General features: G+C 64.4%; 23 protein-coding genes. 13 read left to right on the top strand and 10 right to left on the bottom strand.

Annotated elements, in window-relative coordinates:
- The first annotated feature begins 82 nt into the window (after nt 1–82).
- Nucleotides 83–1,540, top strand: coding sequence for a pyruvate kinase (gene pyk, locus VMR39_RS16165; protein ID WP_325416963.1), 1,458 nt, complete (start codon nt 83–85; stop codon nt 1,538–1,540).
- 231 nt (nt 1,541–1,771) lie between these two features.
- Here pyk and ykgO read toward each other — a convergent pair whose 3' ends face one another.
- On the bottom strand, nt 1,772–1,897 hold the full coding sequence (gene ykgO, locus VMR39_RS16160; protein ID WP_004210176.1) for a type B 50S ribosomal protein L36: 126 nt from the start codon (nt 1,895–1,897) through the stop codon (nt 1,772–1,774).
- Nucleotides 1,898–2,108: 211 nt separating this feature from the next.
- On the opposite strand from ykgO, the gene VMR39_RS16155 reads away from it, so the two are divergent.
- Nucleotides 2,109–2,723: a hypothetical protein gene (locus VMR39_RS16155; RefSeq protein WP_325416962.1), complete on the top strand. Its 615-nt coding sequence runs from the start codon at nt 2,109–2,111 to the stop codon at nt 2,721–2,723.
- Nucleotides 2,720–3,850, top strand: coding sequence for a M14 family metallopeptidase (locus VMR39_RS16150; protein WP_325416961.1), 1,131 nt, complete (start codon nt 2,720–2,722; stop codon nt 3,848–3,850). The genes VMR39_RS16155 and VMR39_RS16150 overlap by 4 nt, the downstream gene beginning before the upstream one ends.
- Nucleotides 3,851–3,910: 60 nt before the next feature.
- On the opposite strand, the gene VMR39_RS16145 is transcribed toward VMR39_RS16150, so the two are convergent.
- Genes VMR39_RS16145 through VMR39_RS16135 form a run of 3 tightly spaced genes read right to left on the bottom strand, consistent with a single transcriptional unit; the run spans nt 3,911 to nt 7,039 of the window.
- Nucleotides 3,911–4,630, bottom strand: a complete 720-nt coding sequence (locus VMR39_RS16145) for a dienelactone hydrolase family protein (protein WP_325416960.1) — start codon at nt 4,628–4,630, stop codon at nt 3,911–3,913.
- 30 nt (nt 4,631–4,660) lie between these two features.
- Nucleotides 4,661–5,656: a 50S ribosomal protein L11 methyltransferase gene (locus VMR39_RS16140; RefSeq protein WP_325416959.1), complete on the bottom strand. Its 996-nt coding sequence runs from the start codon at nt 5,654–5,656 to the stop codon at nt 4,661–4,663.
- Between the two features lie 48 nt (nt 5,657–5,704).
- Complete coding sequence (locus VMR39_RS16135) at nt 5,705–7,039, bottom strand: methyl-accepting chemotaxis protein (RefSeq protein WP_325416958.1); 1,335 nt, start codon at nt 7,037–7,039, stop codon at nt 5,705–5,707.
- Between the two features lie 176 nt (nt 7,040–7,215).
- Between VMR39_RS16135 and sdhC the strand changes: the two genes are divergently transcribed.
- From sdhC to VMR39_RS16115, 4 genes are all read left to right on the top strand, one after another.
- Complete coding sequence (gene sdhC / locus VMR39_RS16130) at nt 7,216–7,611, top strand: succinate dehydrogenase, cytochrome b556 subunit (RefSeq protein ID WP_325416957.1); 396 nt, start codon at nt 7,216–7,218, stop codon at nt 7,609–7,611.
- Nucleotides 7,611–8,000 carry a succinate dehydrogenase, hydrophobic membrane anchor protein gene (gene sdhD / locus VMR39_RS16125; protein WP_325416956.1) on the top strand — a complete coding sequence of 130 codons (390 nt, stop codon included), beginning with the start codon at nt 7,611–7,613 and terminating at the stop codon, nt 7,998–8,000. Before sdhC ends, sdhD begins: the two co-directional genes overlap by 1 nt.
- Nucleotides 8,000–9,802 carry a succinate dehydrogenase flavoprotein subunit gene (sdhA, locus tag VMR39_RS16120; protein WP_325416955.1) on the top strand — a complete coding sequence of 601 codons (1,803 nt, stop codon included), beginning with the start codon at nt 8,000–8,002 and terminating at the stop codon, nt 9,800–9,802. Before sdhD ends, sdhA begins: the two co-directional genes overlap by 1 nt.
- A gap of 94 nt (nt 9,803–9,896) precedes the next feature.
- Nucleotides 9,897–10,952, top strand: coding sequence for a biotin carboxylase (locus VMR39_RS16115; RefSeq protein WP_325416954.1), 1,056 nt, complete (start codon nt 9,897–9,899; stop codon nt 10,950–10,952).
- 68 nt (nt 10,953–11,020) lie between these two features.
- On the opposite strand, the gene VMR39_RS16110 is transcribed toward VMR39_RS16115, so the two are convergent.
- The 3 genes from VMR39_RS16110 to VMR39_RS16100 are packed head-to-tail and all read right to left on the bottom strand — an operon-like array spanning nt 11,021 to nt 12,512.
- Nucleotides 11,021–11,512: a hypothetical protein gene (locus VMR39_RS16110; protein WP_325416953.1), complete on the bottom strand. Its 492-nt coding sequence runs from the start codon at nt 11,510–11,512 to the stop codon at nt 11,021–11,023.
- Between the two features lie 59 nt (nt 11,513–11,571).
- Entirely contained in the window at nt 11,572–12,027 is a 456-nt protein-coding gene (locus tag VMR39_RS16105) for a vgr related protein (RefSeq protein WP_325416952.1), read from the bottom strand.
- 11 nt (nt 12,028–12,038) lie between these two features.
- On the bottom strand, nt 12,039–12,512 hold the full coding sequence (locus tag VMR39_RS16100) for a copper chaperone PCu(A)C (protein ID WP_325416951.1): 474 nt from the start codon (nt 12,510–12,512) through the stop codon (nt 12,039–12,041).
- 174 nt (nt 12,513–12,686) lie between these two features.
- Here VMR39_RS16100 and dnaK point away from each other — a divergent pair, with 174 nt between their 5' ends.
- Entirely contained in the window at nt 12,687–14,585 is a 1,899-nt protein-coding gene (dnaK, locus tag VMR39_RS16095; protein ID WP_325416950.1) for a molecular chaperone DnaK, read from the top strand.
- Between the two features lie 103 nt (nt 14,586–14,688).
- Complete coding sequence (gene dnaJ, locus VMR39_RS16090) at nt 14,689–15,831, top strand: molecular chaperone DnaJ (RefSeq protein ID WP_325416949.1); 1,143 nt, start codon at nt 14,689–14,691, stop codon at nt 15,829–15,831.
- Nucleotides 15,832–15,926: 95 nt separating this feature from the next.
- Here the strand turns inward: dnaJ and VMR39_RS16085 are convergent, their stop codons facing one another.
- Nucleotides 15,927–17,225 carry an amino acid permease gene (locus tag VMR39_RS16085; protein WP_325416948.1) on the bottom strand — a complete coding sequence of 433 codons (1,299 nt, stop codon included), beginning with the start codon at nt 17,223–17,225 and terminating at the stop codon, nt 15,927–15,929.
- Nucleotides 17,226–17,595: 370 nt separating this feature from the next.
- Here VMR39_RS16085 and VMR39_RS16080 point away from each other — a divergent pair, with 370 nt between their 5' ends.
- Entirely contained in the window at nt 17,596–17,757 is a 162-nt protein-coding gene (locus VMR39_RS16080; RefSeq protein WP_325416947.1) for a hypothetical protein, read from the top strand.
- Nucleotides 17,758–17,822: 65 nt separating this feature from the next.
- Here the strand turns inward: VMR39_RS16080 and VMR39_RS16075 are convergent, their stop codons facing one another.
- The gene (locus VMR39_RS16075; protein WP_325416946.1) at nt 17,823–19,625 is read right to left on the bottom strand and encodes an acyl-CoA dehydrogenase C-terminal domain-containing protein; all 1,803 of its coding nucleotides are present in this window, start codon (nt 19,623–19,625) and stop codon (nt 17,823–17,825) included.
- Nucleotides 19,626–19,667: 42 nt separating this feature from the next.
- Entirely contained in the window at nt 19,668–20,078 is a 411-nt protein-coding gene (locus tag VMR39_RS16070; RefSeq protein WP_325416945.1) for a MerR family DNA-binding transcriptional regulator, read from the bottom strand.
- Nucleotides 20,079–20,197: 119 nt separating this feature from the next.
- Between VMR39_RS16070 and VMR39_RS16065 the strand changes: the two genes are divergently transcribed.
- The 3 genes from VMR39_RS16065 to VMR39_RS16055 all read left to right on the top strand — a co-directional run bounded on the left by VMR39_RS16065 (nt 20,198) and on the right by VMR39_RS16055 (nt 23,978).
- Nucleotides 20,198–20,608, top strand: coding sequence for a DUF2946 family protein (locus VMR39_RS16065; RefSeq protein ID WP_325416944.1), 411 nt, complete (start codon nt 20,198–20,200; stop codon nt 20,606–20,608).
- A gap of 68 nt (nt 20,609–20,676) precedes the next feature.
- Nucleotides 20,677–22,707, top strand: a complete 2,031-nt coding sequence (locus VMR39_RS16060; protein WP_325416943.1) for a TonB-dependent receptor — start codon at nt 20,677–20,679, stop codon at nt 22,705–22,707.
- Nucleotides 22,708–22,718: 11 nt separating this feature from the next.
- Nucleotides 22,719–23,978 (top strand): PepSY domain-containing protein, encoded by a 1,260-nt coding sequence (locus VMR39_RS16055; RefSeq protein ID WP_325416942.1) that lies wholly within the window; start codon nt 22,719–22,721, stop codon nt 23,976–23,978.
- The last annotated feature ends 23 nt before the right edge of the window (nt 23,979–24,001 follow it).

Raw genomic sequence — 24,001 nt, 5'->3', positions numbered from 1 at the left:
ACATCATCCTGTCGTGCAGCACGGATAACCCATAACGACGCCCTGACAAGATCGGGAGCGATCATGACGGCCAGGAGAAGACATGACACGACTACCGCCCCGTTCGCGCAAGGTTCGCATCCTCGCGACCCTCGGTCCTGCGAGCGATACGCCCGAGATGATCCGGGCTCTTTTCGTCGCAGGGGCCGACGCGTTCCGCATCAATATGAGCCATGGCGCGCATGAGGATCATGCCGCGCGCATCGCGTCCATCCGCGCGCTGGAAAGGGAATTCAACCGCCCGACGACCATCCTTGGGGACCTTCAGGGGCCAAAGCTGCGCGTCGGCATATTCGAGAAGGGGCTGGCCATCTTGGAGACTGGCGCGTCCTTCATTCTCGACAAGGATGAAACCCCCGGCGATGCGCGTCGCGTCAATCTGCCCCATCCCGAAATCTATGCCGCGCTGGTGCCCGAAACCCGGCTGCTGCTGGACGACGGCAAGATGGTGCTGCGGGTGAAGGCGGTCAGCGACGAGAGGATCGACACGATCGTCGAGGTTGGTGGCACGCTGTCCAACCGCAAGGGGGTGAATGTGCCCGACGTGGTGGTGCCGGTGCCGGCGCTGACCGACAAGGATCGCCGCGACCTCAGTTTCGCGGTCGAGCAGGGCTGCGACTGGATCGCCTTGAGCTTCGTCCAGCGGCCGGAGGATCTGGCCGAGGCGCGCAAACTGATGGGTGGCCATGGCGCACTGATGGCCAAGATCGAGAAGCCCTCCGCCGTCCAGCGGCTGGAGGAGATCGTCGAGCTGGCCGATGGCGTGATGGTCGCGCGCGGCGATCTGGGCGTCGAACTGCCGCCCCAGGCCGTGCCGCCGCTCCAGAAGCAGATCGTCGCCACCGCGCGGCGCATGGGCCGTCCTGTGGTGGTCGCCACCCAGATGCTCGAATCGATGATCAAGTCGCCGTCCCCGACCCGTGCAGAGGTGTCGGACGTCGCGACGGCGGTCTATGACGGCGCCGACGCAATCATGCTGTCGGCCGAGACGGCGGCGGGCGACTGGCCGGTCGAGGCGGTCGCGATGATGGACAGTATCGCGCATAGCGTTGAGCGCGATCCGGGCTATTTCGGCCGGCTTCATTATACTGAGACGCGGCCCGACCCGACCACCGCCGACGCGCTGGCCGAGGCGGCCGGTGGCATCGTCTCCGTCGTGGGGGCGAGCGCCATCACCTGCTTCACCTCGTCGGGCAGTACCGTGCGCCGCGTCGCGCGCGAACGGCCGTCCGCGCCGATCCTGGCGCTGACGCCGCGGGCCGACACCGCGCGCAAGCTGGGCCTGACCTGGGGCGTCCATGCGATCCGCACCAAGGATATCGGGACGTTCGAGGAGATGATCGGCAAGGCCCGCCGCATGGCGCTGCGCCATGACATGGCCGAGAAGGGCGGCAAGATCGTGGTCCTCGCCGGCGTTCCCTTCGGCACGCCGGGGTCGACCAACGTGCTCCATGTCGCGGCTGTGCGCGGCGACGAACTCAAGGGCCGCGACGAGGGTTAAGCCACCAACTCTCCGTTCGTTTCGAGCGTGTCGAGAAACGGGAAGCGCAGTTCTATCCGCTTCTCGGCTTCGCTCGAAGCGAACGGATGGTGTTATGCGCGGGGCCGGTGCCGAATCGCCTCGCCCACCTGCATCATGGAAACGCAGAAAAGCGCCCGGTCGATAACCGGGCGCTGATCGGGATACAAGATCCTTGAGGCGCAGCCTCCCGAAGGAGGCGGCGGCCGTCGCTTAGCCCTGGCGGGCCTTGAAGCGGCGGTTGGTCTTGTTGATGACGTAGGTGCGGCCGCGGCGACGGATCACGCGGTTGTCCCGGTGGCGGCCCTTGAGCGACTTGAGCGAGTTGCGGATCTTCATGGCTATCGGCCTTTGATGAATCTTGGTTTGATCGGAAAATCGAAGCGCAGCCCCTATGGGCGTGGCGGGCCAAAGTCAAGGGTGGTGCGCCGGTTTTTGGCCCTCAGCATCCTTCCATTCATCCTTCATGCAGCAAGAAGATGGCTTCACGCGTTGGAGGGGATTATGTCCTCCGCGCCGTGTATCGGTAAATGCCCGTTGGAGTAAGCCCATGTCGAAGCGCCTGTTTTTTGCCGCCAGCCTCGCCCTGCCACTTTCCGCCTGTGCGACTGCCGCGCCGCCGGTGGAGGTGACGCGCTTCCATATCGACAATCCTGCGCGATCGGGTTCGCTCGCGGTCGAGGAAATGCCCGGAAACCCGGACGTCAGCCTTGAATTCCGCACCTATGCCTCGGCCGTGTCGCAGGCGTTCCAACAGGTCGGCTTCACACCGGACGACGGCAAGCAGAGCGACTATGTCGCGCTCGTCAGCTTCAGCCGCAGCTTCCGTCCGTCCGGCATCGACCGCAGCAGCGACAAGCCGGTCAGCGTCGGCGTGGGCGGTGCGCTGGGCAGCGGCGGTGGTCGCCGCGGTGGCAGTTTCGGTGGGCTGGGCGTGGGCGTCGGCATCAACTTGTCGGGCAAGCCCAAGGATATCGTGACGACGCAATTGCATGTGCAGGTGCGCCGCCGGTCCGATTCGACTGCCATCTGGGAAGGGCGTGCGTCGACCGAGGCAAAGCAGGGCTCGCCCGCCGCGCAGCCCGCCACGGCGGCGCAGAAACTCGCTAACGCGTTGATCGGGGGCTATCCGGGCGAATCGGGCCGCACTATAAACGTCAAATGACCATCAGCATTTCCAGCGGCTTCGACAGCGGCAATATTCGCGTCCTCTCCATCACCGATACGCCCGCCGGCGTCCGCGCCGAGCTGGAGATCGTGCACGATCATCAGAGCGACTTCTATCAATGGTTCCACTTCCGGCTCGCCAATGCGGCGGGGCGCGAGGTGGAACTGGCGATCGTGAACGGGGCAGGTTCCGCCTATCCCGACGGCTGGCCGGGCTATAGCGCGCGGGCGAGCGAGGATCGCGAGAACTGGTATCTGGCCGACACCAGCTATGCCAACGGCACGCTGACGATCCGCCTGACGCCCGACAGCAATGCCGTCTGGCTGGCCTACTTCGCGCCCTATTCGATGGAACGCCACCATGACCTGATCGCCTGGGCGGCGAGCCAGCCGGGCGTCGTGCATCGCGAGCTGGGCCTGACGCTGGACGGCCAGCCGCTCGATCTGCTGACCATCGGCGATGGTCCCAAGCAGGTGTGGCTCTATGCCCGCCAGCATCCGGGCGAATCGATGGCCGAATGGTGGATGGAAGGCGCGCTGGAGCGGCTCTGCGACGAGCAGGACGCGGTCGCCCGCCTGTTGCGGCAGAAAGCCACCATCCACCTCGTCCCGAACATGAACCCGGACGGCAGCCGCCGTGGCCATCTGCGCACCAATGCGGCGGGCGTGAACCTGAATCGCGAATGGCATGAGCCGACGGCCGACAGGAGTCCCGAAGTGCTGCTGGTCCGCAACGCAATGGACGCGACGGGCGTAGACTTTGCGATGGACGTGCATGGGGATGAGGCGATCGCCGCCGTCTTCATCGCGGGATTCGACGGCATTCCGTCGATTACGGAGAAGCAGACGGCGCTCTATCATCGCTATCGCGATACGCTTGCCAGCCGCACGCCCGATTTTCAGACGCGGCTGGGCTATCCGGTCGCGACTGCGGGAAAGGCTAACCTGTCCATGTCGACCAATCAGGTGGCCGAACGCTTCGGCGCGGTCGCGATGACCTTGGAAATGCCGTTCAAGGACAATGACGACCTGCCCGACGCCGATTATGGCTGGTCGCCGGCGAGATCGATCCAACTGGGCAAGGATTGCCTCGCCGTGCTGGCGGAGATGATCGACGAGATTTGAGGCTGTTTACCTCTGTTCGCGCTGGCTTTGTCGAATGCTGGCGCGAACAGAAGTTACATCTCAACCGAACAATTCGGCCAGAAAATCCACCATTGCCTTATAGCTGCGTCGGTCGGCGTTGGCGCTGTAGGCCAGGCCCTTTTCCGGCATGTTCACCGATTCGTCGGTGAAGGCGTGGCCGGTCGCGCCATAGGCATGGATCTGCCAGTCGCAGCCCGCCTCGGTCAGTTCCTTCGCCAGTGCAACGGTCGCGTCGGGCGGGGCGATCGGATCGTCCCAGCCATGGCAGATCAATAGCTTGGCGGTGATGGTCGTGTTGGGGAAGGGCGGCGCCTGATAGACGCCGTGGAAGCTGACAGCCCCGGCGATGTCCGCGCCGCTCCGCGCCAGATCGAGGACGCAGCGCCCGCCAAAGCAGAAGCCGATCGCCGCCGTCCGTGCCGGATCGACCCCGTCCATCCCCTTGAGCAGCGCATGGGCCGCATTCGCCCGATCGCGCAGCAGCGCGCGATCGGAGTTCAGTTCATTCATGTAGCGCGCCGGATCGGGATCGGCGCGGGTGGTGCGCTTGCCCTGTCCGAACATGTCGACGACGAGCACGACATAGCCCAGCGCCGCCACCATTTCCGCCCGGATGAAATCCGCTTCCTTGGTGCCCAGAACATTGGGGAAAAGCAGGATGCCGGGACGTGCCCCTATGTCGGATTCGTCGAAAACGACCACATGTTCAAAGGCTTGGTCGTCCATGTTCGAAACGATGGCGCTGCGGGCGATGCTCATGACTGTCTACCTCGCTGTCTGTAAAATAGGTCAGATGCTACCGAAGCCGGGCGCTTCGCCGCGCGCCGTGGCGCTCAGCCGCCGCGGGCGCTTCCAGCCGATGCTGGGGCGTTTGCGCAGCCGCAGCGTCGGCCAGTCGCCCCGGTCGCTGCGCTCGGCAAGGCGCATCCCTTCGGCGCGATAGGCGGCCAGCACCGCGTCGGCCTGCTCCTTGAGCAGACCCGCCAGCAGGATCGTCCCGCCATCCTCGACCAGCGCGCAGAGCGCCGGAGCCAGCTCGATCAGCGGCCCGGCCAGGATATTGGCGATCAGCAGGTCGTAGGGTGCCCGGCCGACCAGCGCCGGATGATCCGCCCCGGCGGCCGTGACCAGCGCCAGCTGGCCCGCCCTGTCGCCCAGCGCCACGCCATTGGCGCGTGCATTGTCGGCGCTGATCTCCACGGCGACCGGATCGATGTCCGACGCGATCGCGTGGGCATGAGGCCACAGATGCAGCGCGGCAAAGGCGAGCAGCCCGGTGCCGGTGCCGATGTCGGCGACGTTGCGTGCCCGGATGCCGACGCGGCGCATCCGGTCGAGCATGATCAGGCAGCCGGCCGTGGTTTCATGCTGGCCGGTGCCGAAGGCGCGACTCGCCTCGATCAGCAGATTTTTGTGGCCGGCCAGTTCGGGGTCGCTGGCAAGGTTGCGGACATGGAATCGCCCGGCGGTGACGGCTTCCAGCCCCTGCTGGCTCAGCGTCACCCAATCTTCGTCGGGCAATTGTTCGATGATCGGTTTCACCCCGGTGGCGCTGGGCACCAAAGTCTTGAGCAGCTTGATCGCAGCGGCGCTGGGCTTGCCCTCGAAATAGGCGTCGAGCTGCCACTTGTCCTCGTCATCCGGCTCCGCTTCGCTGGTCATCAGCACCGGCGGATGCTCCATTAAGGCGAAAGCGGCGATATCCCCGTCCAGCGCCTCCGCTTCGGCACGGGTGCAGGGCAGGGTGACTTTCCAGCTTTGCGCTGTCGTGACGGCATCATTCATCCCGCGCCTTTAGACGAGGGGAGGGAGGAGGGGAAGTATTTGGCGGGGTCAGGCGACCTGACGGCCAAAGTCGGACGAGGCATGGCGCAGGCTGGCCAGCTTCTCTTCGACGCTCATGAAGCCGCGTTCCAGCTGGTCGATCTCCGATGCCACGACCTCGGTATCCTGGCGGATTGCCGAAATGGTGGTCGACATCGAATCGGCCGCCAGCGCGGTCTCGTCCACGGCGGCGGTGATCATGGTGACGGTCTGCGCCTGCGCATCCATGGCGTGGCGGATGCGTTCGGCGCTGGCCTGCACTTCGCCCACCGTATCGCGGATACGTTCGTTGGTTTCGACCGACTGGCGGGTCGACATCTGGATGTCGGCGATCTTGCCGGCGATTTCGTCGGTGGCGCGCGCGGTCTGGTTGGCGAGGCTCTTCACTTCCTGCGCGACGACCGCGAAGCCGCGACCGGCATCGCCTGCACGGGCGGCCTCGATCGTGGCGTTGAGCGCCAGCAGATTGGTCTGGCCCGCAATGTCGCGGATCAGGCCCAGGATCGATTCGATCGACTTGGCATGTTCGGACAGGGTGGCGGACATGGTGACGGCATCTCCGGATTGGCGCGCGGCGCGCTGGGCGACATCGGCGGCGCCCTCGACTTCGGTGCGGGCATCCTCGATCGCCCGGATCAGGCCGGCGGAGGTGCGGGCTGCTTCGCGCATGGCGAGGGCAGACTGTTCGGCGGCGGCGGCGACTTCGGACGCCTTGCCCAGCATCCCGCGCGTCGCGGCCGACGCATCCTTGGCCTGTTCGCGCAGCGATTCGCCCAGCTTCGACGCGCCGTCGATCTCACCCACGATGCGCTGTTCGAACAGCGATCCATAGCGCTGGCGCTCGGCCTTCTGGGTTTCGGCGACATCCTGCGCCAGCACATTGCTCATGATCGCGATGTCGAGCGCCGACAGACGGTTGATCGCGCGCAGCAGCCGCTGGCAGCGGGGACGATCATCCCAGCACTGATCACACACCAGATCGGCGATCTTCTCGTTGGAACGGGACACGGCCGTCAGCACCGCCTGCACCGGAAACCCGTGCTTGCTGGCGTGACGGACGCAGTTGGTCGCCATCTCGATCCAGGCACCGGCGGCGAAATTCGCCAGCTTTTCCTCGATATAGCGGGCGGTTTCCATTTCGATCTTGCGCAGCGCCGTGTCGCTCAGATGCAGGCGCAGATTGGCGTCGGCGGCATAGCTGTCGAAAAAGGTACGGGTGACGAGCGGCAGAGAATCCCGGATCATCGCGTGAATTTCCAGCGCTTCGGGCGCGATACTGTCGGCCAGGTCGGGGTTGGCCATATTATTGGCGTTCACCATCCGGAATGACTCGGCGAAATTCATGGTATTCGGGTGCCCCTCGACAATGCGCGAACCTTTGGTCGGCAGGGATAGCGCCCTTTGGTTAATTCATCCTTATTCCAACCCGTCGCCGCACTTTTTCTACGCGGCTTGCCCTCTTGGCACTTCGCTCTTAAGGGGACCGGACACAGGGACAAGTATCAAGGACCAGGGTAGACATGGCGCGTTCCACCAGCCGGCCACTCTCGCCGCATTTGACGATCTGGAAATGGGGACCGGCCATGGCCGTCTCCATCATGCACCGCGTGACGGGCAACGGTCTGGCGACCGCCGGCGCGCTCGGCCTCGTCTGGTGGCTGATGGCTGCCGCAAGCGGGCCGGAAGCCTATGCGACCTTCGTCAAATGCGCGACATCGCCGATCGGCTATCTGGTGATGGCGGGCCTCAGCTGGTTCTTCTTCCAGCATCTCTTCTCCGGTCTTCGCCACTTCGTGCTCGACATGGGCGCGGGTTATGAGCTGAAGAACAACAAGATGTGGTCGGTCCTGACCTTCGTCCTGTCCACTCTCGCCACCGCCGCCTTCTGGGCCGCGATCTGCCTGGGGAAATTCTGATGGGAACCGGAACCGGAATCGGTCGCGTCCGTGGTCTTGGTTCGGCCAAGCATGGCGCGCATCATTGGCTGGCGCAGCGCTACAGCGCCGTCGGCAACCTGCTGCTGATCCTGTGGCTGCTCTTCAGCCTGATCGCGCTGCCCGGCCTCGACTATGAAAGCGTGGTGAACTGGATTCACAATCCGCTGGTCGCGGTGCCGCTGATGCTGATGGTGGTCAGCATCTTCATGCACCTGCGCCTGGGTATGCAGGTGATGCTGGAGGACTATGTCCATGACAAGGGTCTGGCCTTCTTCTCCATGCTGGTGCTGAACTTCTATGCCTTTGGCGGCGCGGCCGCGGGCGTCTTCGCGATCGCCAAGATCGCCTTCATCGGGATCGTCAAGTAATGAGCGACGCCTACAAGATCATCGACCACAGCTACGACACCGTCGTCGTGGGTGCCGGCGGCTCGGGCCTGCGCGCCACCATGGGCAGCGCCGAAGCGGGCCTCAAGACTGCCTGCATCACCAAGCTGTTCCCGACCCGCAGCCACACCGTGGCGGCGCAGGTCGGCATCGCCGCCTCGCTCGGCAACAACTCGCCCGACCACTGGACCTGGCACATGTTCGACACCGTCAAGGGGTCCGACTGGCTGGGTGACCAAGACGCGATCGAATATATGGTGCGCGAAGCGCCGGCGGCCGTGATCGAGCTGGAGCATGCCGGCGTGCCGTTCAGCCGTAACGAGAATGGGACGATCTACCAGCGTCCGTTCGGCGGCCATATGCAGAATATGGGCGCCGGCCCGCCGGTGCAGCGCACCTGCGCCGCGGCCGACCGCACCGGCCACGCCATGCTCCACGCGCTCTATCAGCAGAGCCTGAAGTATGACGCCGACTTCTACATCGAATATTTCGCCATCGACCTGATCATGGAAAATGGCGAGTGCCGCGGCGTCATCGCCATCTGCATGGAAGACGGCAGCATTCACCGTTTCCGCAGCCATGCGGTCGTGCTGGCGACGGGCGGCTATGGCCGCGCCTATTTCTCCGCCACCTCGGCGCACAGCTGCACCGGCGACGGCGGCGGCATGGTGCTGCGCGCGGGCCTGCCGCTCCAGGATCTGGAGTTCGTGCAGTTCCACCCGACCGGCATCTACGGCGCGGGCGTGCTCATCACCGAAGGTGCGCGTGGCGAGGGCGGCTACCTCACCAATTCCGAAGGCGAGCGCTTCATGGAGCGTTATGCCCCGTCGGCGAAGGATCTGGCGTCGCGTGACGTCGTGTCGCGCTCGATGGCGATGGAAATGCGCGAAGGGCGCGGCGTGGGTCCGAACAAGGATCACATCTTCCTGCACCTCGACCATATCGATCCCAAGGTGCTGGCGGAGCGTCTGCCGGGCATCACCGAAAGCGGCAAGATTTTCGCGGGCGTCGACCTGACCCGCCAGCCGCTGCCCGTGACCCCGACCGTGCATTACAATATGGGCGGCATCCCCTGTAACTATCATGGTCAGGTGGTGACGAAGGTCGGCGACGATCCGGAAGTCGTGGTGCCGGGGCTTTATGCCGTCGGCGAAGCGGCCTGCGTGTCGGTCCATGGTGCCAACCGCCTCGGCTCCAACTCGCTGATCGACCTTGTCGTGTTCGGCCGCGCCACCGGCCTGCACCTCAAGGAAAATCTCAAGCCCGGAGCGTCGCACAAGCCGCTGCCGGCCGATGCCGCCGATCTGGCGCTGTCGCGTCTGGACAAGTATCGCAATGCCAAGGGCGGCACGCCCACGGCGCAGATCCGTCTGGAAATGCAGCACACCATGCAGAAGCATGCCGCCGTGTTCCGTGACAGCGAATTGCTGGGCGAGGGCGTCAAGAAGATGGAGCAGGTCAACAAGCGCCTGGAAGACGTCGCCGTCTCCGACCGCTCGCTGATCTGGAATACCGACCTCATCGAGACGCTGGAACTCGACAATCTGATGTCGTCGGCCGTCTGCACCATGGTCAGCGCGGAAAACCGCAAGGAAAGCCGCGGCGCTCATGCGCATGAGGATTTCCCGAACCGCGACGACGAAAACTGGATGAAGCATACCATCAGCTGGTTCGAAGGCTGGGGTGGTCAGGGCGGCAAGGTGACGCTCGATTATCGTCCCGTCCATGACTACACGCTCACGGACGAAGCCGAATATATCAAGCCCAAGGCGCGCGTTTACTAAACGCCGCGCCGACAGGCCGAAACATGCGGAAGGGGGCGAGTCGAAAGGCTGGCCCCCTTTTTGCTTTCACGACCAATTTGCCGGGAATGACGATATGACGCAGGACGCAGTGGCCATCCTCTATCAGGCGCTGCCGCCGCCGGTAATCGACGGGCTGCGCAAGGATGCCAAGCCCGGCGGCTATTCGGATGGCGGCGCGGACATCGCGTTCGTGCTGCGGGGGCAGGGGCATCGCGTGCTGACGCCGGCGGCCGATCCCGACCCGACCCGGCCGCTCGACTGGGTCTTCCCCGACACGGTCGACGGCATCGCCACGGCGATCGCTGCGGGTGCGACCATCCTCTGGGCCAATAGCGTGCTGTTCGAGGGGCATCCGCTGGAGGCGGTCCTGGGTCAGGTGCGGATCGTCGGGCAATTGCCCGAACTGATGCAGCGCTATGACGACAAGTTCGCGACCAACCGGATGCTGGAGCAGGACGGACTGCCGGTGGCGCGCTCCTTCCTGATGGCGCAGGCGGCGCGGGCGGGCGTCTGGGCGCTGGCCGAGGTCGAGGCGGCACTGGCGGAGGCCGGCTTGTCTTTCCCGCTGATCGTGAAGCCGGTGCGCGGGCGTGGTAGCCAGGGCGTATCGCGAGTCGCCGATCTTGTGGCGCTTCGGGCGGCGGCGACCGGCCTGATCGCGGACGCGAAGTTCGGCGACACGCTGATCATCGAGGAATATCTGGCCGGAGAGGAAGTCACGGTAACGGTGATGCCGCCGGCTGGCGACGGCCGCACTCATCGGGCGCTGCGCCCGGTACGCCGTTTCGACCAGAAGGATGGCGTAGCGCCCTATAATGGGGATGTAGCAGTGACCGCCAACAGCGTAGCGATCAGCGAACATGAACTGGCGTCGCCGACTGTACAGGCGATGCTGGGTGCCTGCGTCCGGGCAGCGGCGCTGGTCGGCGCACGCGCGCCGATCCGCATCGATTGCCGGGCCGATGCCAGCGGGAATTTCAAGCTGTTCGACCTCAACATGAAGCCCAACATGACCGGCCCCGGCCGCCCCGGCCGCGACGATCAGGATTGCCTGTCCGCAATCGCCGCCCGCGCCGACGGCTGGGATTTCGCGCGCCTGCTGGAAGCGATGCTGGGGGCGGCGTGGTAAGCGCGGCGTCAGCTAAGGACCAAAGTTGGTCGTTCGAATGAAGCTTTGGCGTTGCCGAAACGGGCCGTTCAGCGATCACCCTGTGGACTGGACACCTTAGCAAAGTATCGCAGCCGATCGTTGAAGTCGTTGACGGCTGCTTCCAAACCCTTCAAATCCACTTTGAACGTCGAAGGCATGGTGCAAACAAACTGCCTCTCATCGATCCACGCTTTAGCGTCAGCGCGCAGACGTCCCTGAACTTCTCCGTCTGACATTTCTAACCACCTTTTCGTGGTCACAGCGTAAGACACTGAAAAATCCTCGTATTGATCTTCATACTCGTGTTCGCACTTGTCGATACTGATCGACACTGTGACAGGACCACCGTCGATCCATCGAACTTCAAAAGAGTTTTCCTCATTATCTTGCGTAAGGCTCACAGAAGCGTCGTTACCTCCCGCTCCCGACAAGCTAGAAATGCTACTGACATGCCACGGTCCATGCTTCTTGCCGACCGGAATAGAAGCTGAGGCAGTAGCGCAGGCACAAACCAAGCCAAGGGAAAGAAGCGTCCGCATTCTGCATTTCTCTTCCAAAAGCCGTCTGTCCGCTACCCCCCCAAATCAGCCCGTTCACCCTAAAACGGCAGCAGCGCCTCATATACCTCGCCCCCCGGCTTGCCCTGCACCGCCGCACCCCTCCGCAGCAGGAAGGCATGGCGGACGATCTCGGCCTGCTGCTCTATGCCGTAGCGCGCGAACGGCTTGCCCGGCACGATGTCGTAGGCGTAACGACAAAAGGGGTGACGCATCAGCGGCAGCCAATATTTGCCCGACCGCTGCGCCTGCCAGACATGGGTCATCTCGTGGATGAAATGGCCCTGAAGATGTAGCGGACTGTCGCAGAAGTCGGCGCAGAACAGGCCGCCGTCGGGATGGAACCAGAGGTCGCCGTCGGGCGCCATGGTCACGCCCCTGGGTTGGAGCGGCCACCATTTACGATTATGGACCCGCACCCGCCCATAATCGATCGCCGGACCGAAGATCGAGCGGGCGAGGGCGGCTTCCTGCCGGGTAAGCGGCCGCCCGCTCAATGCGCGCCCGCTCAATGCTCGGAAGCGTCGCCGGCCTTGGGCGCGGGCACGGCGGCGGCCTCGGGCTTGCGGATCACCGCGTCGACCAGCAACCGGTCGCCATTGGCCATCAGAAAGGTCAGCTGCATCTTGCCCCGGCTGATCGCGGTATCGTTGATGCCGAAGAGCATCAGGTGCTTGCCGCCCGGCGCGAAGGCGACCTTGCCCTTCGCGGGAATGTCGACGCTGTCGATCCGCTCCATCGTCGTCATCCCGTCTTTGGTCAGGCTTTCATGCATCTCGACCTTGAGCGCATAGTCGGTGATGACGCCGCGCAACTGCGTTCCCGCATCGCCGCCATGGGCGACGAAATAACCGGCCGACGGCATTTCCTTGTTGGGGGAAAGGCGAATCCAGGCCTGGTCGACATAAGTGGGTGCGGGATCGCCGCAGGCGCTGAGCGCCAGCGGCGCGGCGAGGGCGAAAAGGGCAAGAGGCGCACGCATCCGACACTCCATGACTGTCTCGTTTTTGGTCTGCAAGCATAGGTAATCGCGCGCCCTTCTTGTGCCAAGCGAAAGCACGCCTATATCCCCCCTTGCAAACCGGCCTTGCCTTGGCGCTTTAGTGAGGTATGGGGCCGACAACCGCTGAGTATTTTGGGGTTACAAGAGGAAGAGATGGCAAAAGTAATCGGTATTGACCTTGGCACCACCAACAGCTGCATCGCTGTGATGGACGGCGGCAAGCCCAAGGTGATCGAGAATGCGGAAGGGGCCCGCACCACCCCGTCGATCGTCGCCTTCGCCAAGGATGGCGAACGTCTGATCGGTCAGCCGGCCAAGCGCCAGGCGGTGACCAACCCCGACAACACGATCTTCGCGGTGAAGCGCCTGATCGGCCGCCGCTTCGACGATCCCATGACCAAGAAGGACATGGAACTCGTCCCCTATGACATTTCAAAGGGTCCCAACGGCGACGCCTGGGTCAAGGCCGGTGGCGAGGATTACAGCCCGTCGCAGATCAGCGCCTTCATCCTTCAGAAGATGAAGGAAACGGCTGAAAGCTATCTCGGCGAAACCGTCACGCAGGCGGTCATCACCGTTCCCGCCTACTTCAACGACGCCCAGCGTCAGGCGACCAAGGACGCCGGCCAGATCGCGGGCCTCGAAGTGCTGCGCATCATCAACGAGCCGACCGCGGCGGCCCTTGCTTACGGGCTGGACAAGCAGGACGGCAAGACCATTGCCGTCTATGACCTTGGCGGCGGCACGTTCGACATTTCGATCCTCGAAATCGGCGACGGCGTGTTCGAAGTGAAGTCGACCAACGGCGACACCTTCCTGGGCGGCGAAGACTTCGACGCCAAGCTGGTGGAATATCTGGCGGCCGACTTCAAGAAGGCGGAAAGCATCGACCTCACCAAGGACAAGCTGGCGCTCCAGCGTCTGAAGGAAGCCGCTGAAAAGGCGAAGATCGAGCTGTCCAGCGCGCAGACGACCGAAGTTAACCTGCCCTTCATCACCGCCGACCAGAATGGTCCCAAGCATCTGGTGAAGACGATCACGCGCGCCGATCTGGAGCGTCTGGTCGCCGACCTGATCAAGCGCACGATGGAACCCTGCAAGAAGGCGATGGCCGACGCGGGTGTTTCGGCGAGCGAGATCAGCGAAGTCGTCCTCGTCGGCGGCATGACCCGCATGCCCAAGGTGCGCGAAGCCGTGAAGGAATTTTTCGGCAAGGAACCGCACACCGGCGTGAACCCGGACGAAGTCGTTGCCATGGGCGCCGCCATTCAGGCCGGCGTGTTGCAGGGCGACGTCAAGGACGTGCTGCTGCTCGACGTGACCCCGCTGTCGCTGGGCATCGAGACGCTGGGCGGCGTGTTCACCCGCATGATCGACCGTAACACGACCATCCCCGCCAAGAAGTCGCAGGTCTATTCGACCGCCGACGACAATCAGCAGGCGGTGACGATCCGCGTGTTCCAGGGCGAGCGTGAAATGGCGGCGGACAACAAGATCCTCGGCCAGTTCGACCTCGTCGGCATCCCGCCCGCACCGCGCGGCGTGCCGCAGATCGAAGTCACGTTCGACATCGACGCCAACGGCCTCGTCAACGTGTCCGCCAAGGACAAGGGCACCGGCAAGGAACAGCAGATCCGCATCCAGGCCTCCGGCGGCCTCAGCGATTCCGACATCGACCAGATGGTCAAGGATGCCGAGCGCTTCGCCGAAGAGGACAAGAAGCGTCGTGAAGCGGCCGAAGCCAAGAACAATGCCGAAAGCCTGGTCCACACCACCGAGGCGCAGCTGGTCGAACATGGCGACAAGATCGACGCATCGCTGAAGGGCGAGATCGAGACCGCGATCGCCGCGACCAAGAGCGCGATCGAAAGCGGCGACGCCGAAGCGATGAAGACCAAGGCGCAGGAACTCGCCACGGTCGCGATGAAGCTCGGCCAGGCGATCTACGAGAAGGAGCAGGCTTCGGCTGCTGCTCCGGGCGATGACGCGCCCAAGGCCGACGACGATGTCGTCGATGCCGAATTCTCGGAAGTGGACGACAACAAGGCGTAAGCCCGATGAAACGCTTCTCGACTTCGCTCCGCGCGGACGGCATGGTCCTTGACCAGCGCGACCGTTCGGGGCGAAGCCGGGGACCGTGCGCGCCGGGGGCGATATGACTACCGAAGTTGATTATTACGAACTGCTCGAAATCGAGCGCACCGCCGATGGCTCGGCCATCAAGAGCGCCTATCGCAAACTGGCGATGAAATATCACCCGGACAAGACCGGGGGCTGCACCGACAGCGAAGCCAAGTTCAAGGCCGTATCCGAAGCCTATGAATGCCTGAAGGATCCGCAAAAGCGCGCGGCCTATGACCGTTATGGCCATGCGGCCTATACCAACGCCCAGTCGGGCGGCGGCGGCGGTGGTGGTTTCCGTGGCGGCGCGGGCGGCTTTTCCGACCTGGGCGATATTTTCGAGACGATCTTCGGCCAGGCGGGGTTCGGCGGTGGCGGCGGTGGTCGCCAGCAACAGCGCCGCGGCGCGGACCTGCGCTATGATATGGAAATCTCGCTGGACGAGGCCTATCATGGCAAACAGACCGAAATCCAGATCGAGGTGTCGGCCGCCTGCGAGAGCTGCGACGGGTCGGGCGCGCAGCCCGGCACCGGGGTCAAGAGCTGCGGCACCTGCGGCGGCCATGGCCAGGTCCGTGCGCAGCAGGGCTTTTTCGTGGTCGAGCGCACCTGTCCGTCCTGCCATGGCGCGGGCCAGGTGATCGAAAGCCCCTGCCGCTCCTGCCGGGGCGAAGGCCGCGTCGACAAGCCCAAGACGCTGTCGGTCAATATTCCGGCCGGCGTTGACGAAGGCACCCGCATCCGCCTGTCGGGCGAGGGCGAGGCCGGCGCGCGGGGTGCGCCCGCGGGCGACCTCTATATCTTCCTGCATGTGAAGCGCCACACGATCTTCGAACGCGACGGCACGACGCTGTTCTGCCGCGCACCGGTCAGCATCACCACGGCTGCGCTCGGCGGCGTGATCGAAGTGCCGGGTCTCGACGGCTCGCGGCATGAAATCAAGATCCCGAGCGGCATCCAGTCGGGCAAGCAGATCCGCCAGCGCGGCGCCGGCATGCCGGTGCTGAACGGGCGCGGGCAGGGCGACCTCGTCATCCAGGTCGATGTCGAGACCCCGACCAAGCTCAGCGCCAAGCAGAAGGAACTGCTGGAAGCCTTCCGCGAGACGGAAACCGGCGAGGAGTGCCCGCAATCGACGGGCTTCTTCTCCAAGCTCAAGGAATTGTGGGGGGATTAAGTCCTCCCCAAATCAAACCTCCGTTCGCTTCGAGCGAAGTCGAGAAGCGCAAGTGCAATACGACATGTTTCTCGACTGCGCTCGAAACGAACGGATCATGGGTTATTCATTCGCCCCCGCCGCGCCCACCAGTAGAAGGGCAGGCCCGCCAGCATCAGCAGGATGCTAGACCCGCTCGCCACCACGCCCGCGCCCCACAGCGTCCAGAGCGCATAGCCAAGTCCGATGATTGCCGCCGGCATCACCAGCCGGAATCGCAGGCTGGCCAGCGCACAGCCGACATAGAGCCACAGCGTTGCGGATGTCGCCAGCAGCGCCATCGCCGTGAACAGCGACACCAGCCCTTGCAAACTGTTCGCCACCAGCATCAGGCTGGCCAGCACGGTCGACAGGATCAGCCCACGCCAGGGCGTTCCCCTGGCATCGGTAGTCGCCAGCCAGCGCGGTAACTCGCCTGCCCGCGCCATCGCCAGCGGCACCTCGCCCTGGAGCAGCGTCCAGCCATTGAGCGCGCCGAGGCAGCTTACGACCACGAAGATCGCGATGAAGCCGGCGGGACCGGACGACCAATAATGGCTGACGAAGGCACCGAAGGGCGATCCGGTCTGGGTTTCCGCCGCGGGCAGGGTCAGCGCGATACCGGAGCAGACGATCAGATAGACGAGCCCGGTCGCCGCCGTGCCGATCAGTGTCGCGCGCGGGATCGTCCGGGCGGGATCGCGCACCTTGTCGGCAGCGACGCTGGCGGATTCGAAGCCGAGCAGCGCCCAAAGGGTAAGCGCCGCCGACGCGGTGATGCCCGCGCCGGTCAGGCCCTGCGCGGGAAAGGGTGCGACCTCCGCCCGGCCGCTGCCCAGGATCAGCGCCAGCAGTACAAGCACGACGATGATCGGGATCAGCTTGACGCAGGTGGTGGCGATCTGCGTCATGCCCGCTGCCCGTGCGCCAATCAGGTTGATGCCGGTCATTGCCCAGAGGAAGGCGATGGAGCAGATCGCGCCGACCCCCGGTTCCGCCAATGACGGTATGATGCTGCTGAGGTTGGCCGTCGCCGCCACCGCGATGGTGACGTTGGTGATGATGATCGAAATCCAGTAGATCCATCCGATCGCGAAGCCTGCCAACGGCCCATAGGCGCGCGCGATCATCTGCGATGCGTTTGCGTCGGGCATCGCGACCGTCAGTCGCGCGATGACGAAGGCCAGCACCAGCGATCCTGCGATGGTGAACACCCATCCCGCAACCGCATCCCAGCCGAAGGGCGCAAGCGACGCGGGCAGCAGGAACACGCCCGACCCGATCATGTTGCCCATGACGAGCGCGATGCAGGCGGCCAGGCCCAAGGTGCGGGAGGATGCCGACTGGATGCCGACGTCGTTCGACGGATTGCTCATATGAGGATGCCTAATGGCGGAGGCGATCGATTGCTAGGCTATGGGCGCTTATCCGGCGAGGATCGGGCGGTTGGGCAAGGTGGTTTGGCGGCGGGCTGCCCGCAACTTCCGTTCGCCCTGAGCCTGTCGAAGCGCATTTCCTCTTCCAAAATGAGGCTCGAAAGAAAAGGACGGTCGCCATCCCGCCATCCCGCCATCCCGCCATCCCGCCATCCGCACGTTGCCCTGGCCCCTCCGCACCATGCGCGCTCAGAGGGAGGATACATTTCCTGCAATCGTGTTTGATTTCATTGCATTTGCGAAGTCGGTCCAGGAAGCGCAGATGGGCTGCGATGCTGCAACGCAGCAAATTTCCTGTCGAGGCTTGAATATGTTTTCCCTGCTGTCGCTCTATTTCGCCTATCGCCGTGACGTCGTTTCGGCCGAGCGCTACATCGCCGCGCTGAACAAGACAAAGGCGCCCGTCGCCGACGACGTGACGATCGACCCGGCTCTGGTTCCGGTCGACGAACAGCTGCCGCTCGCAGCCTGATACATGCAGAAAGGGCGGCCATCCTTCCGGAGGCCGCCCCTTGCATGATCGTTTCGGTTGCCTGATCAGGCGGCCAGGAACATATCCGGATCGAGCGCCATCAGCGCATCGGCGCCGCCCTCAATCTTGCGGCGCAGCGATCCCGCATCCGGCATGATCCGTTCGGCGAAAAAGCGCGCCGTCACCAGCTTGGCTTCCAGATATTTGGCATCCCCGTCGCCCGCCTCGATCAGCGCGGTGGCGGCCTTCGCCATACGCAGCCACATCAGGCCCGTCGCGACGATGCCAAGGATGTGCATGTAGTGATGCGCACCGGCGCCGGCATGATCGGGGTTCTTCATGGCATTCTGCATCAGCCACATGGTCGCTGCGCCGAGCTGGCCGCTGGCCTTTTCCAGCGCGTCGGCAATGCCGGCCAGCTTCTCATTGTCCTTCGCGGCGGCGACTTCGTCACCGACCATCTTCAGGAAGCCCTGAAGTGCACGGCCGCCGTTCATCGGCAACTTGCGGCCGACCAGATCCATCGCCTGCACGCCATTGGTGCCTTCATAGATCTGCGCGATGCGCGCGTCCCGGACATACTGCTCGACGCCATTTTCCCAGATATAACCATGGCCGCCAAACACCTGCTGCGCCATAACCGCGACGTCGAAGCCCTTGTCCGTGCCATAGCCCTTGAGCACCGGCGTCAGCAACTGGACCAGATCGTCGGCCGCCTGCCGCTCTTCCTCGGTCGCGGCCTGATGGGCGAGGTCGACCTGCAAGGCGCCCCACAGCATCAGCGCGCGCAGTCCTTCGGTCAACGCCTTGGCCTCCATCAGCATGCGGCGCACATCGGGATGGACGAACAGCGTGTCGGCCTTTTCGTCCGGCTCCTTGGGGCCGGTCAGGGCGCGGCCTTGGCGGCGGTCATGGGCATAGTGAACCGCATTCTGATAGGCGATCTCGGCCTGTCCCAGACCCTGCATGCCGACCCACATGCGTGCGGCGTTCATCATGATGAACATGGCGGCAAGGCCCTTATTCTCCTCGCCCACGATCCAGCCGGTCGCGCCGTCATAGTTCATGACGCAGGTCGCATTGCCGTGAATGCCCATCTTGTGCTCCAGCGAACCGCAGGACACGGCATTGCGGTCGCCCAGCGAGTCGTCCTCATTGACGAGGAACTTCGGCACGACGAACAGCGAAATGCCCTTGCTGCTGTCCGGCGCGCCTGGCGTCTTGGCCAGGACCAGGTGAATGATGTTTTCCGACAGGTCGTGTTCGCCAGCGGAAATGAAGATCTTGGTGCCGCTGATGGCGTAGCTGCCATCGGCATTGGGCGTGGCCTTGGTCTTGATGAGGCCGAGGTCGGTGCCTGCATGCGGCTCCGTCAGGTTCATCGTGCCGGTCCATTTGCCCGACACCATGTTGGGGACATATTTCTGCTTCAGCTCGTCGCTACCCTTGGCAAGCAGGGCGGAAACGGCGCCGCTGGTCAGGCCATGATACATTTCGAAACTGTGGTTGGACGACAGAACATATTCGCCCACCGCCGCAGCGACGACATTCGGCAGGCCCTGGCCACCATATTCGGTCGGGCCGTGCAGCGTTGTCCAGCCGCCCTCGACATAGGCGTCGAACGCCTGCTTGAAGCCCGTCGGCGTCGTCACGCTGCCGTCCGGGTTGCGGGTGCAGCCTTCCTTGTCGCCCACAGCGTTCAGCGGGAAAAGTATTTCCGCCGCCAGCTTGCCACCTTCGGTCAGAATCGCCTCGACAAGGTCGGGGGTCGCGTTTTCGAAGCCGGGCAGGTTGGTATAGCGATCCAGCCCGACGACATGGTCCAGCACGAAACGGGTGTCACGAATGGGGGCGGCATAGCTGGGCATGATCTTCTCCTGACAAATATTGTGGCCCCGGAAGGGGAAGGTTCAGTTTGCTTCGATGGTCGCGACGAAGCTCGCCAGTTCGGCGATGGCGGCGTCGATATCGTCCTTCTGCCGCGTCAGCAGATCGATCCGCGCCTTGCACTTGTCGACGGTGACGCGACGCTGTTCCTCATGGCCCTCGTCCGCGTCGTAGAGATCGATCATCTCGCGGATTTCGGTGAGGCTGAAGCCAACTCGCTTGCCCCGCAGGATCCAGGCGAGGCGGGCGCGGTCACGGCGCGAATAGATGCGGGCCAGACCTTGCCGCTCGGGCGAGATCAGGCCTTCATCCTCGTAGAAGCGAAGCGCCCGCGCGGTGACGCCGAATTCCTCCGAAAGATCGGTGATCGTGTAGCTCTGCCGTTCGCTATGGTCGGGCAGTTCGATGCCGGCGATGCTGCTGCGCTTGTCCATATTGCCAATGTAGCCTTGCTTTACGTTTACGTCAAGGTTAGTGGAAGAAGAGTCCCAGCCTGCTCCCATGGTCCTTTTGCCTCAGTGACAGGCAGGGGCCAAGCCGCTACGGCAAGGACATGATGGGGGCGATCAGACAGAATGAAGGCGCGCGCGGTCTACTGGCCGCGCTGGCGCTGCTCGTCCTCGCCATCCAGCTTGTCGCACCATCAGGTTTCATGCCGGTGCGAACCGAGCGGGGCGTGGTCGTCACGCTCTGCACCGGGACCGGGCCGGTCAATGTGGTGGTCGATCGCGGCATGGCGCCCGATCGGCGCGATCACCGGACCGATGACGGGATGGCGGGGCAGCAGCATTGCCCCTTTGCCGCCTCGGTCCAGCCGGTCATACCGCCACTGGTGCTGGCCGACCTGCCGCTTCCCGCATGGCAACTGGCCTTCGGTCCCATCGCCTTCGCGCTCAAGACAGGCTTGATCGCCCGCCTTGCCGCGCCGCCGCCGCCTGCCTTGGGGCCACCCGCGATTTCCTGAAATTCAACGTCCGGCCGTGCCTCATTGGCGCGTGCTTCGTTATGCTATTTCAGAAAGTCACCGGATTCATGCGTCCCATTCATGCCGTGCGCAGCCTGCCGCTGTGCGCCCTCATCCTGTCCGCCGCTCCAGCCTTCGCCGACGAGTGCGAACAGAGCGCGATCATCGTCACCGCCAGCCCCGTCGTTGGGGAAGTTGCTGCCCGCATCCAGAAAACGCCCGGTGGCGTCGATGTCGTCGCGGCGGACGAGTTTGAGAACAGGCTCGCTGTTTCGCTTCGCGACGCGCTGGCCTTCTCGCCTGGCGTTTACACTCAGCCGCGTTTCGGTCAGGAGGTCCGCATATCGATCCGCGGCTCGGGCCTGTCGCGCGGCTATCATATGCGCGGCCTGACCTTGTTGCAGGACGGCATCCCCATCAACGCCGCCGACGACAATGGCGATTTCCAGGAGCTGGACCCGCAGTTCTTCCAGCATCTGGAGGTGTATCGCGGCGCCAACGCCCTGCGTTACGGCGGCTCGACCCTGGGCGGCGCGATCAACGCCGTGACGCCGACCGGGCGCAGCGCGCCAGGATTGGAATTGCGCGTCGATGGCGGCAGCTTCGATACCCAGCGCGGCAAAATCGCCTATGGCCATGCCGATGATGATGGAGATGCCTATGTCGCTGTCGCGGGCGATCGATCCGATGGCGATCGCGCGCATGGCGACCGCAAGGCGCTGCGCTTCAACGCCAATGTCGGTTTGCACCTGTCCGACCGGGTCGAAACGCGCTTCTATGCCGGCGCGCAGACGATCCGCCAGCATCTGGCGGGTGCCCTGAGCGAAAAGGACTCGCTCAAAAATCCAGCCAAAGGCAACTTTACCGGCGATCAGGCGCGCGACATCGATTCGCTTCGCCTCCAGAACCGCACCACCGTGGACCTTGGCTCAGGCAGCCTCGCCTTCGGTCTCTTCTATAATGCCAAGAGCCTTTTCCACCCCATCTATCAGGTGATCGACCAGAAGTCGGAGGATCGCGGCCTTTTTGCCAGCCTCGACCTGGCGGGCGATCTGGGCGGCATGCCGTTCGAACTGGCGATCGGCAGTCAGGCGCGCTTCGGCGAGGTCGAGGCGCGGCAATTCGTCAATGTCGCTGGCCGTCGCGGAGCGATCACCGCCAACGCCCGCCAGACGGCGCAGACGATCAACAGCTATGGCGAATTTCGTATCGCGCCCGTGCCGAACCTCTGGCTGATCGGCGGCGGCCTCTACAGCCATGGCGAGCGGAAGATCGCCAGCCGCTTCATTCCCGCCCGCAGCGGCGACGCGGATTTTGACAGCTTCGCGCCCAAATTCGGTCTGCTCTACCAACCGGCCGAAACGCTGCAAGTCTACGCCAATTACAGCCGCTCGGTCGAAATGCCCGGTTTCGGCGAACTCAGCCAGACGCCTACCGACGGCTCCCCCGGTTTCACGCCCGTCGGCCTGCAAAAGGCGTGGACGGCGGAAGTCGGCACGCGCGGCCGGCTGGGCAGCGCGGCCTGGGACATCAGCCTCTATCGCGCCAGCATAGAGGGTGAGATGCTGCAATATAGCGTCGTCGCCGGGACCATCCCCGCCGCGACCTTCAACGCCGACCGCACGCGCCATCAGGGTATCGAGGCAGGTCTGGACCTGACCCTGGCGCCCTGGGCGATGCTGCGGCAGGTCTATCAGTATAGCGATTTCCGGTTCCGCGACGATGTGCAGTTCGGCGACAACCGCCTGCCGGTCATCCCGCGCCATTTCTACCGCGCCGAACTGGCGCTCGGCACGGACCGGTTCAGCATTTCCCCGGCAGTCGAATGGCTGCCGCAGGGCGCATGGGTCGACTATGCCAACACAAAGCGCGTCGGTAGCTACGCCCTGCTCAACCTCGCCGCGCAGGCGCAATTGCGCGACGGTGTTACCCTCTTCCTCGATGCCCGTAACCTAACCGGCAAGCGGGCGATCGGCGATATCAGCGCGCTGGTCCGCTACACGCCCGACAACCCCGCCACCGCCGCCGATGAAGGCAGCGCCAGCTTCTACCCGGTCGAACGCCGCGCCTTCTACGCCGGCGTCCGCGCGCATTTCTGATGGAGACGGCGATGAAACAGGCCGATGTCTATCGGGCGATGTGGCGCTGGCATTTCTACGCGGGCCTCATCGTCCTTCCCGTGTTGGCGCTGATGGCGGTGACGGGCGCGCTCTATCTCTACAAGTCGGAGATCGAGGCGCTGCTCTATCCGGTGCACGTCATGTCGACAGAGGACCGGCCCACACTGGCGCCCGCGCATATCATTTCGATAACGGAACAATCTGCGAAGGCCAGGGTGATCCAGCTCCTCCATCCATCAGCGCCCGACGAAAGTTGGCGTGTCACCACGGATACGAGAAACGGCCGCGAGATTGTCTATTTCGTTGACGCGAAAAGCGGTCTCATCCTCGGCCACATGACCGACGGCGGCGTGATGCAGACGGTGCGCGACCTCCACAGTCTTGCCTTGACCGGGCCGGTCGGCAACCGGCTGGTGGAGGTCGTGGCGGGCTGGGCGATCCTGCTCTGCGTCACCGGCCTCTACCTGCGCTGGCCCCGGCGCGGGCAGCCGGCGCTGGCTATCCGGGGCCGGGCAGGAGGACGCCTGTTCTGGCGCGATGTCCATGGCACGCTGGGTTTCCTGTCGGCCGGGGTCATCCTGTTCCTTGCCATCACCGGCATGCCCTGGACCAACGTCTGGGGCGGTGGGCTGCGTGCGGTCGTTGCGGCCAGGGGCGTCGGTCGCCCACCGATGAAGGTCAATCCCTGGGCGACCCCTGTGAAGCAGGCGCTGCCCTGGACTTTGCGGGAGCAGGGCGCGCCCGCCGGCGGCCCCGGCGACATCGGCGTCGATGCCGTCGCCCGCATCGCGGCGCGCCATGGTTTTGCCTCCGGCTACCAGCTGTTTTTGCCTGCGAGTCCCGGCGCGCCCTATCTGGTTACGGCCGTCACGACCCGTGCCGACGCCGCCCGCGCCATCGCCATCGACGCGGGCACCGGCGCTGTCTTGCAGGACATGGACTGGCGTCAGTTCGGCATCGGCGCGAAGTCGGTCGAATGGGGCGTCGCCACTCATCAGGGCCAGCAATATGGCGAAGCCAACCGGCTGCTCATGCTGGCGGGCTGCCTGTGCCTGCTGGCTCTCTGCCTCACAGCGCCCATCCTCTGGTGGAAACGCCGCTTCGCCAGCCCGCCGCCCGCACCGCCCGGCGTGCAGCGCATGATCGCGGGACTGATGCTGGCGCTGGGCCTGCTCTTCCCGCTGACCGGCCTCAGCATGGTTGCGGCGCTCGCGGGCGAATGGCTGGTCGGGCGGTTGAAGCGGGCATAGTTCCCTTTCGGGCCGGGAAGGAC

Origin of the sequence: Sphingobium sp., assembly GCF_035511395.1 — a bacterium.
Lineage (GTDB): Bacteria > Pseudomonadota > Alphaproteobacteria > Sphingomonadales > Sphingomonadaceae > Sphingobium.
The sequence above is the reverse complement of the archived record's forward strand: the minus strand, read 5'-3'. Positions and strand labels throughout refer to the sequence as shown.

Excerpts from the sequence above, each read along its gene's own strand:
- pyk (WP_325416963.1), top strand. The coding sequence starts at position 83 with ATGACACGACTACCGCCCCGTTCGCGCAAGGTTCGCATCCTCGCGACC.
- ykgO (WP_004210176.1), bottom strand. The coding sequence starts at position 1,897 with ATGAAGATCCGCAACTCGCTCAAGTCGCTCAAGGGCCGCCACCGGGAC.
- VMR39_RS16155 (WP_325416962.1), top strand. The coding sequence starts at position 2,109 with ATGTCGAAGCGCCTGTTTTTTGCCGCCAGCCTCGCCCTGCCACTTTCC.
- VMR39_RS16150 (WP_325416961.1), top strand. The coding sequence starts at position 2,720 with ATGACCATCAGCATTTCCAGCGGCTTCGACAGCGGCAATATTCGCGTC.
- VMR39_RS16145 (WP_325416960.1), bottom strand. The coding sequence starts at position 4,630 with ATGAGCATCGCCCGCAGCGCCATCGTTTCGAACATGGACGACCAAGCC.
- VMR39_RS16140 (WP_325416959.1), bottom strand. The coding sequence starts at position 5,656 with ATGAATGATGCCGTCACGACAGCGCAAAGCTGGAAAGTCACCCTGCCC.
- VMR39_RS16135 (WP_325416958.1), bottom strand. The coding sequence starts at position 7,039 with ATGAATTTCGCCGAGTCATTCCGGATGGTGAACGCCAATAATATGGCC.
- sdhC (WP_325416957.1), top strand. The coding sequence starts at position 7,216 with ATGGCGCGTTCCACCAGCCGGCCACTCTCGCCGCATTTGACGATCTGG.
- sdhD (WP_325416956.1), top strand. The coding sequence starts at position 7,611 with ATGGGAACCGGAACCGGAATCGGTCGCGTCCGTGGTCTTGGTTCGGCC.
- sdhA (WP_325416955.1), top strand. The coding sequence starts at position 8,000 with ATGAGCGACGCCTACAAGATCATCGACCACAGCTACGACACCGTCGTC.
- VMR39_RS16115 (WP_325416954.1), top strand. The coding sequence starts at position 9,897 with ATGACGCAGGACGCAGTGGCCATCCTCTATCAGGCGCTGCCGCCGCCG.
- VMR39_RS16110 (WP_325416953.1), bottom strand. The coding sequence starts at position 11,512 with ATGCGGACGCTTCTTTCCCTTGGCTTGGTTTGTGCCTGCGCTACTGCC.
- VMR39_RS16100 (WP_325416951.1), bottom strand. The coding sequence starts at position 12,512 with ATGCGTGCGCCTCTTGCCCTTTTCGCCCTCGCCGCGCCGCTGGCGCTC.
- dnaK (WP_325416950.1), top strand. The coding sequence starts at position 12,687 with ATGGCAAAAGTAATCGGTATTGACCTTGGCACCACCAACAGCTGCATC.
- dnaJ (WP_325416949.1), top strand. The coding sequence starts at position 14,689 with ATGACTACCGAAGTTGATTATTACGAACTGCTCGAAATCGAGCGCACC.
- VMR39_RS16085 (WP_325416948.1), bottom strand. The coding sequence starts at position 17,225 with ATGAGCAATCCGTCGAACGACGTCGGCATCCAGTCGGCATCCTCCCGC.
- VMR39_RS16080 (WP_325416947.1), top strand. The coding sequence starts at position 17,596 with ATGTTTTCCCTGCTGTCGCTCTATTTCGCCTATCGCCGTGACGTCGTT.
- VMR39_RS16075 (WP_325416946.1), bottom strand. The coding sequence starts at position 19,625 with ATGCCCAGCTATGCCGCCCCCATTCGTGACACCCGTTTCGTGCTGGAC.
- VMR39_RS16070 (WP_325416945.1), bottom strand. The coding sequence starts at position 20,078 with ATGGACAAGCGCAGCAGCATCGCCGGCATCGAACTGCCCGACCATAGC.
- VMR39_RS16065 (WP_325416944.1), top strand. The coding sequence starts at position 20,198 with ATGATGGGGGCGATCAGACAGAATGAAGGCGCGCGCGGTCTACTGGCC.
- VMR39_RS16060 (WP_325416943.1), top strand. The coding sequence starts at position 20,677 with ATGCGTCCCATTCATGCCGTGCGCAGCCTGCCGCTGTGCGCCCTCATC.
- VMR39_RS16055 (WP_325416942.1), top strand. The coding sequence starts at position 22,719 with ATGAAACAGGCCGATGTCTATCGGGCGATGTGGCGCTGGCATTTCTAC.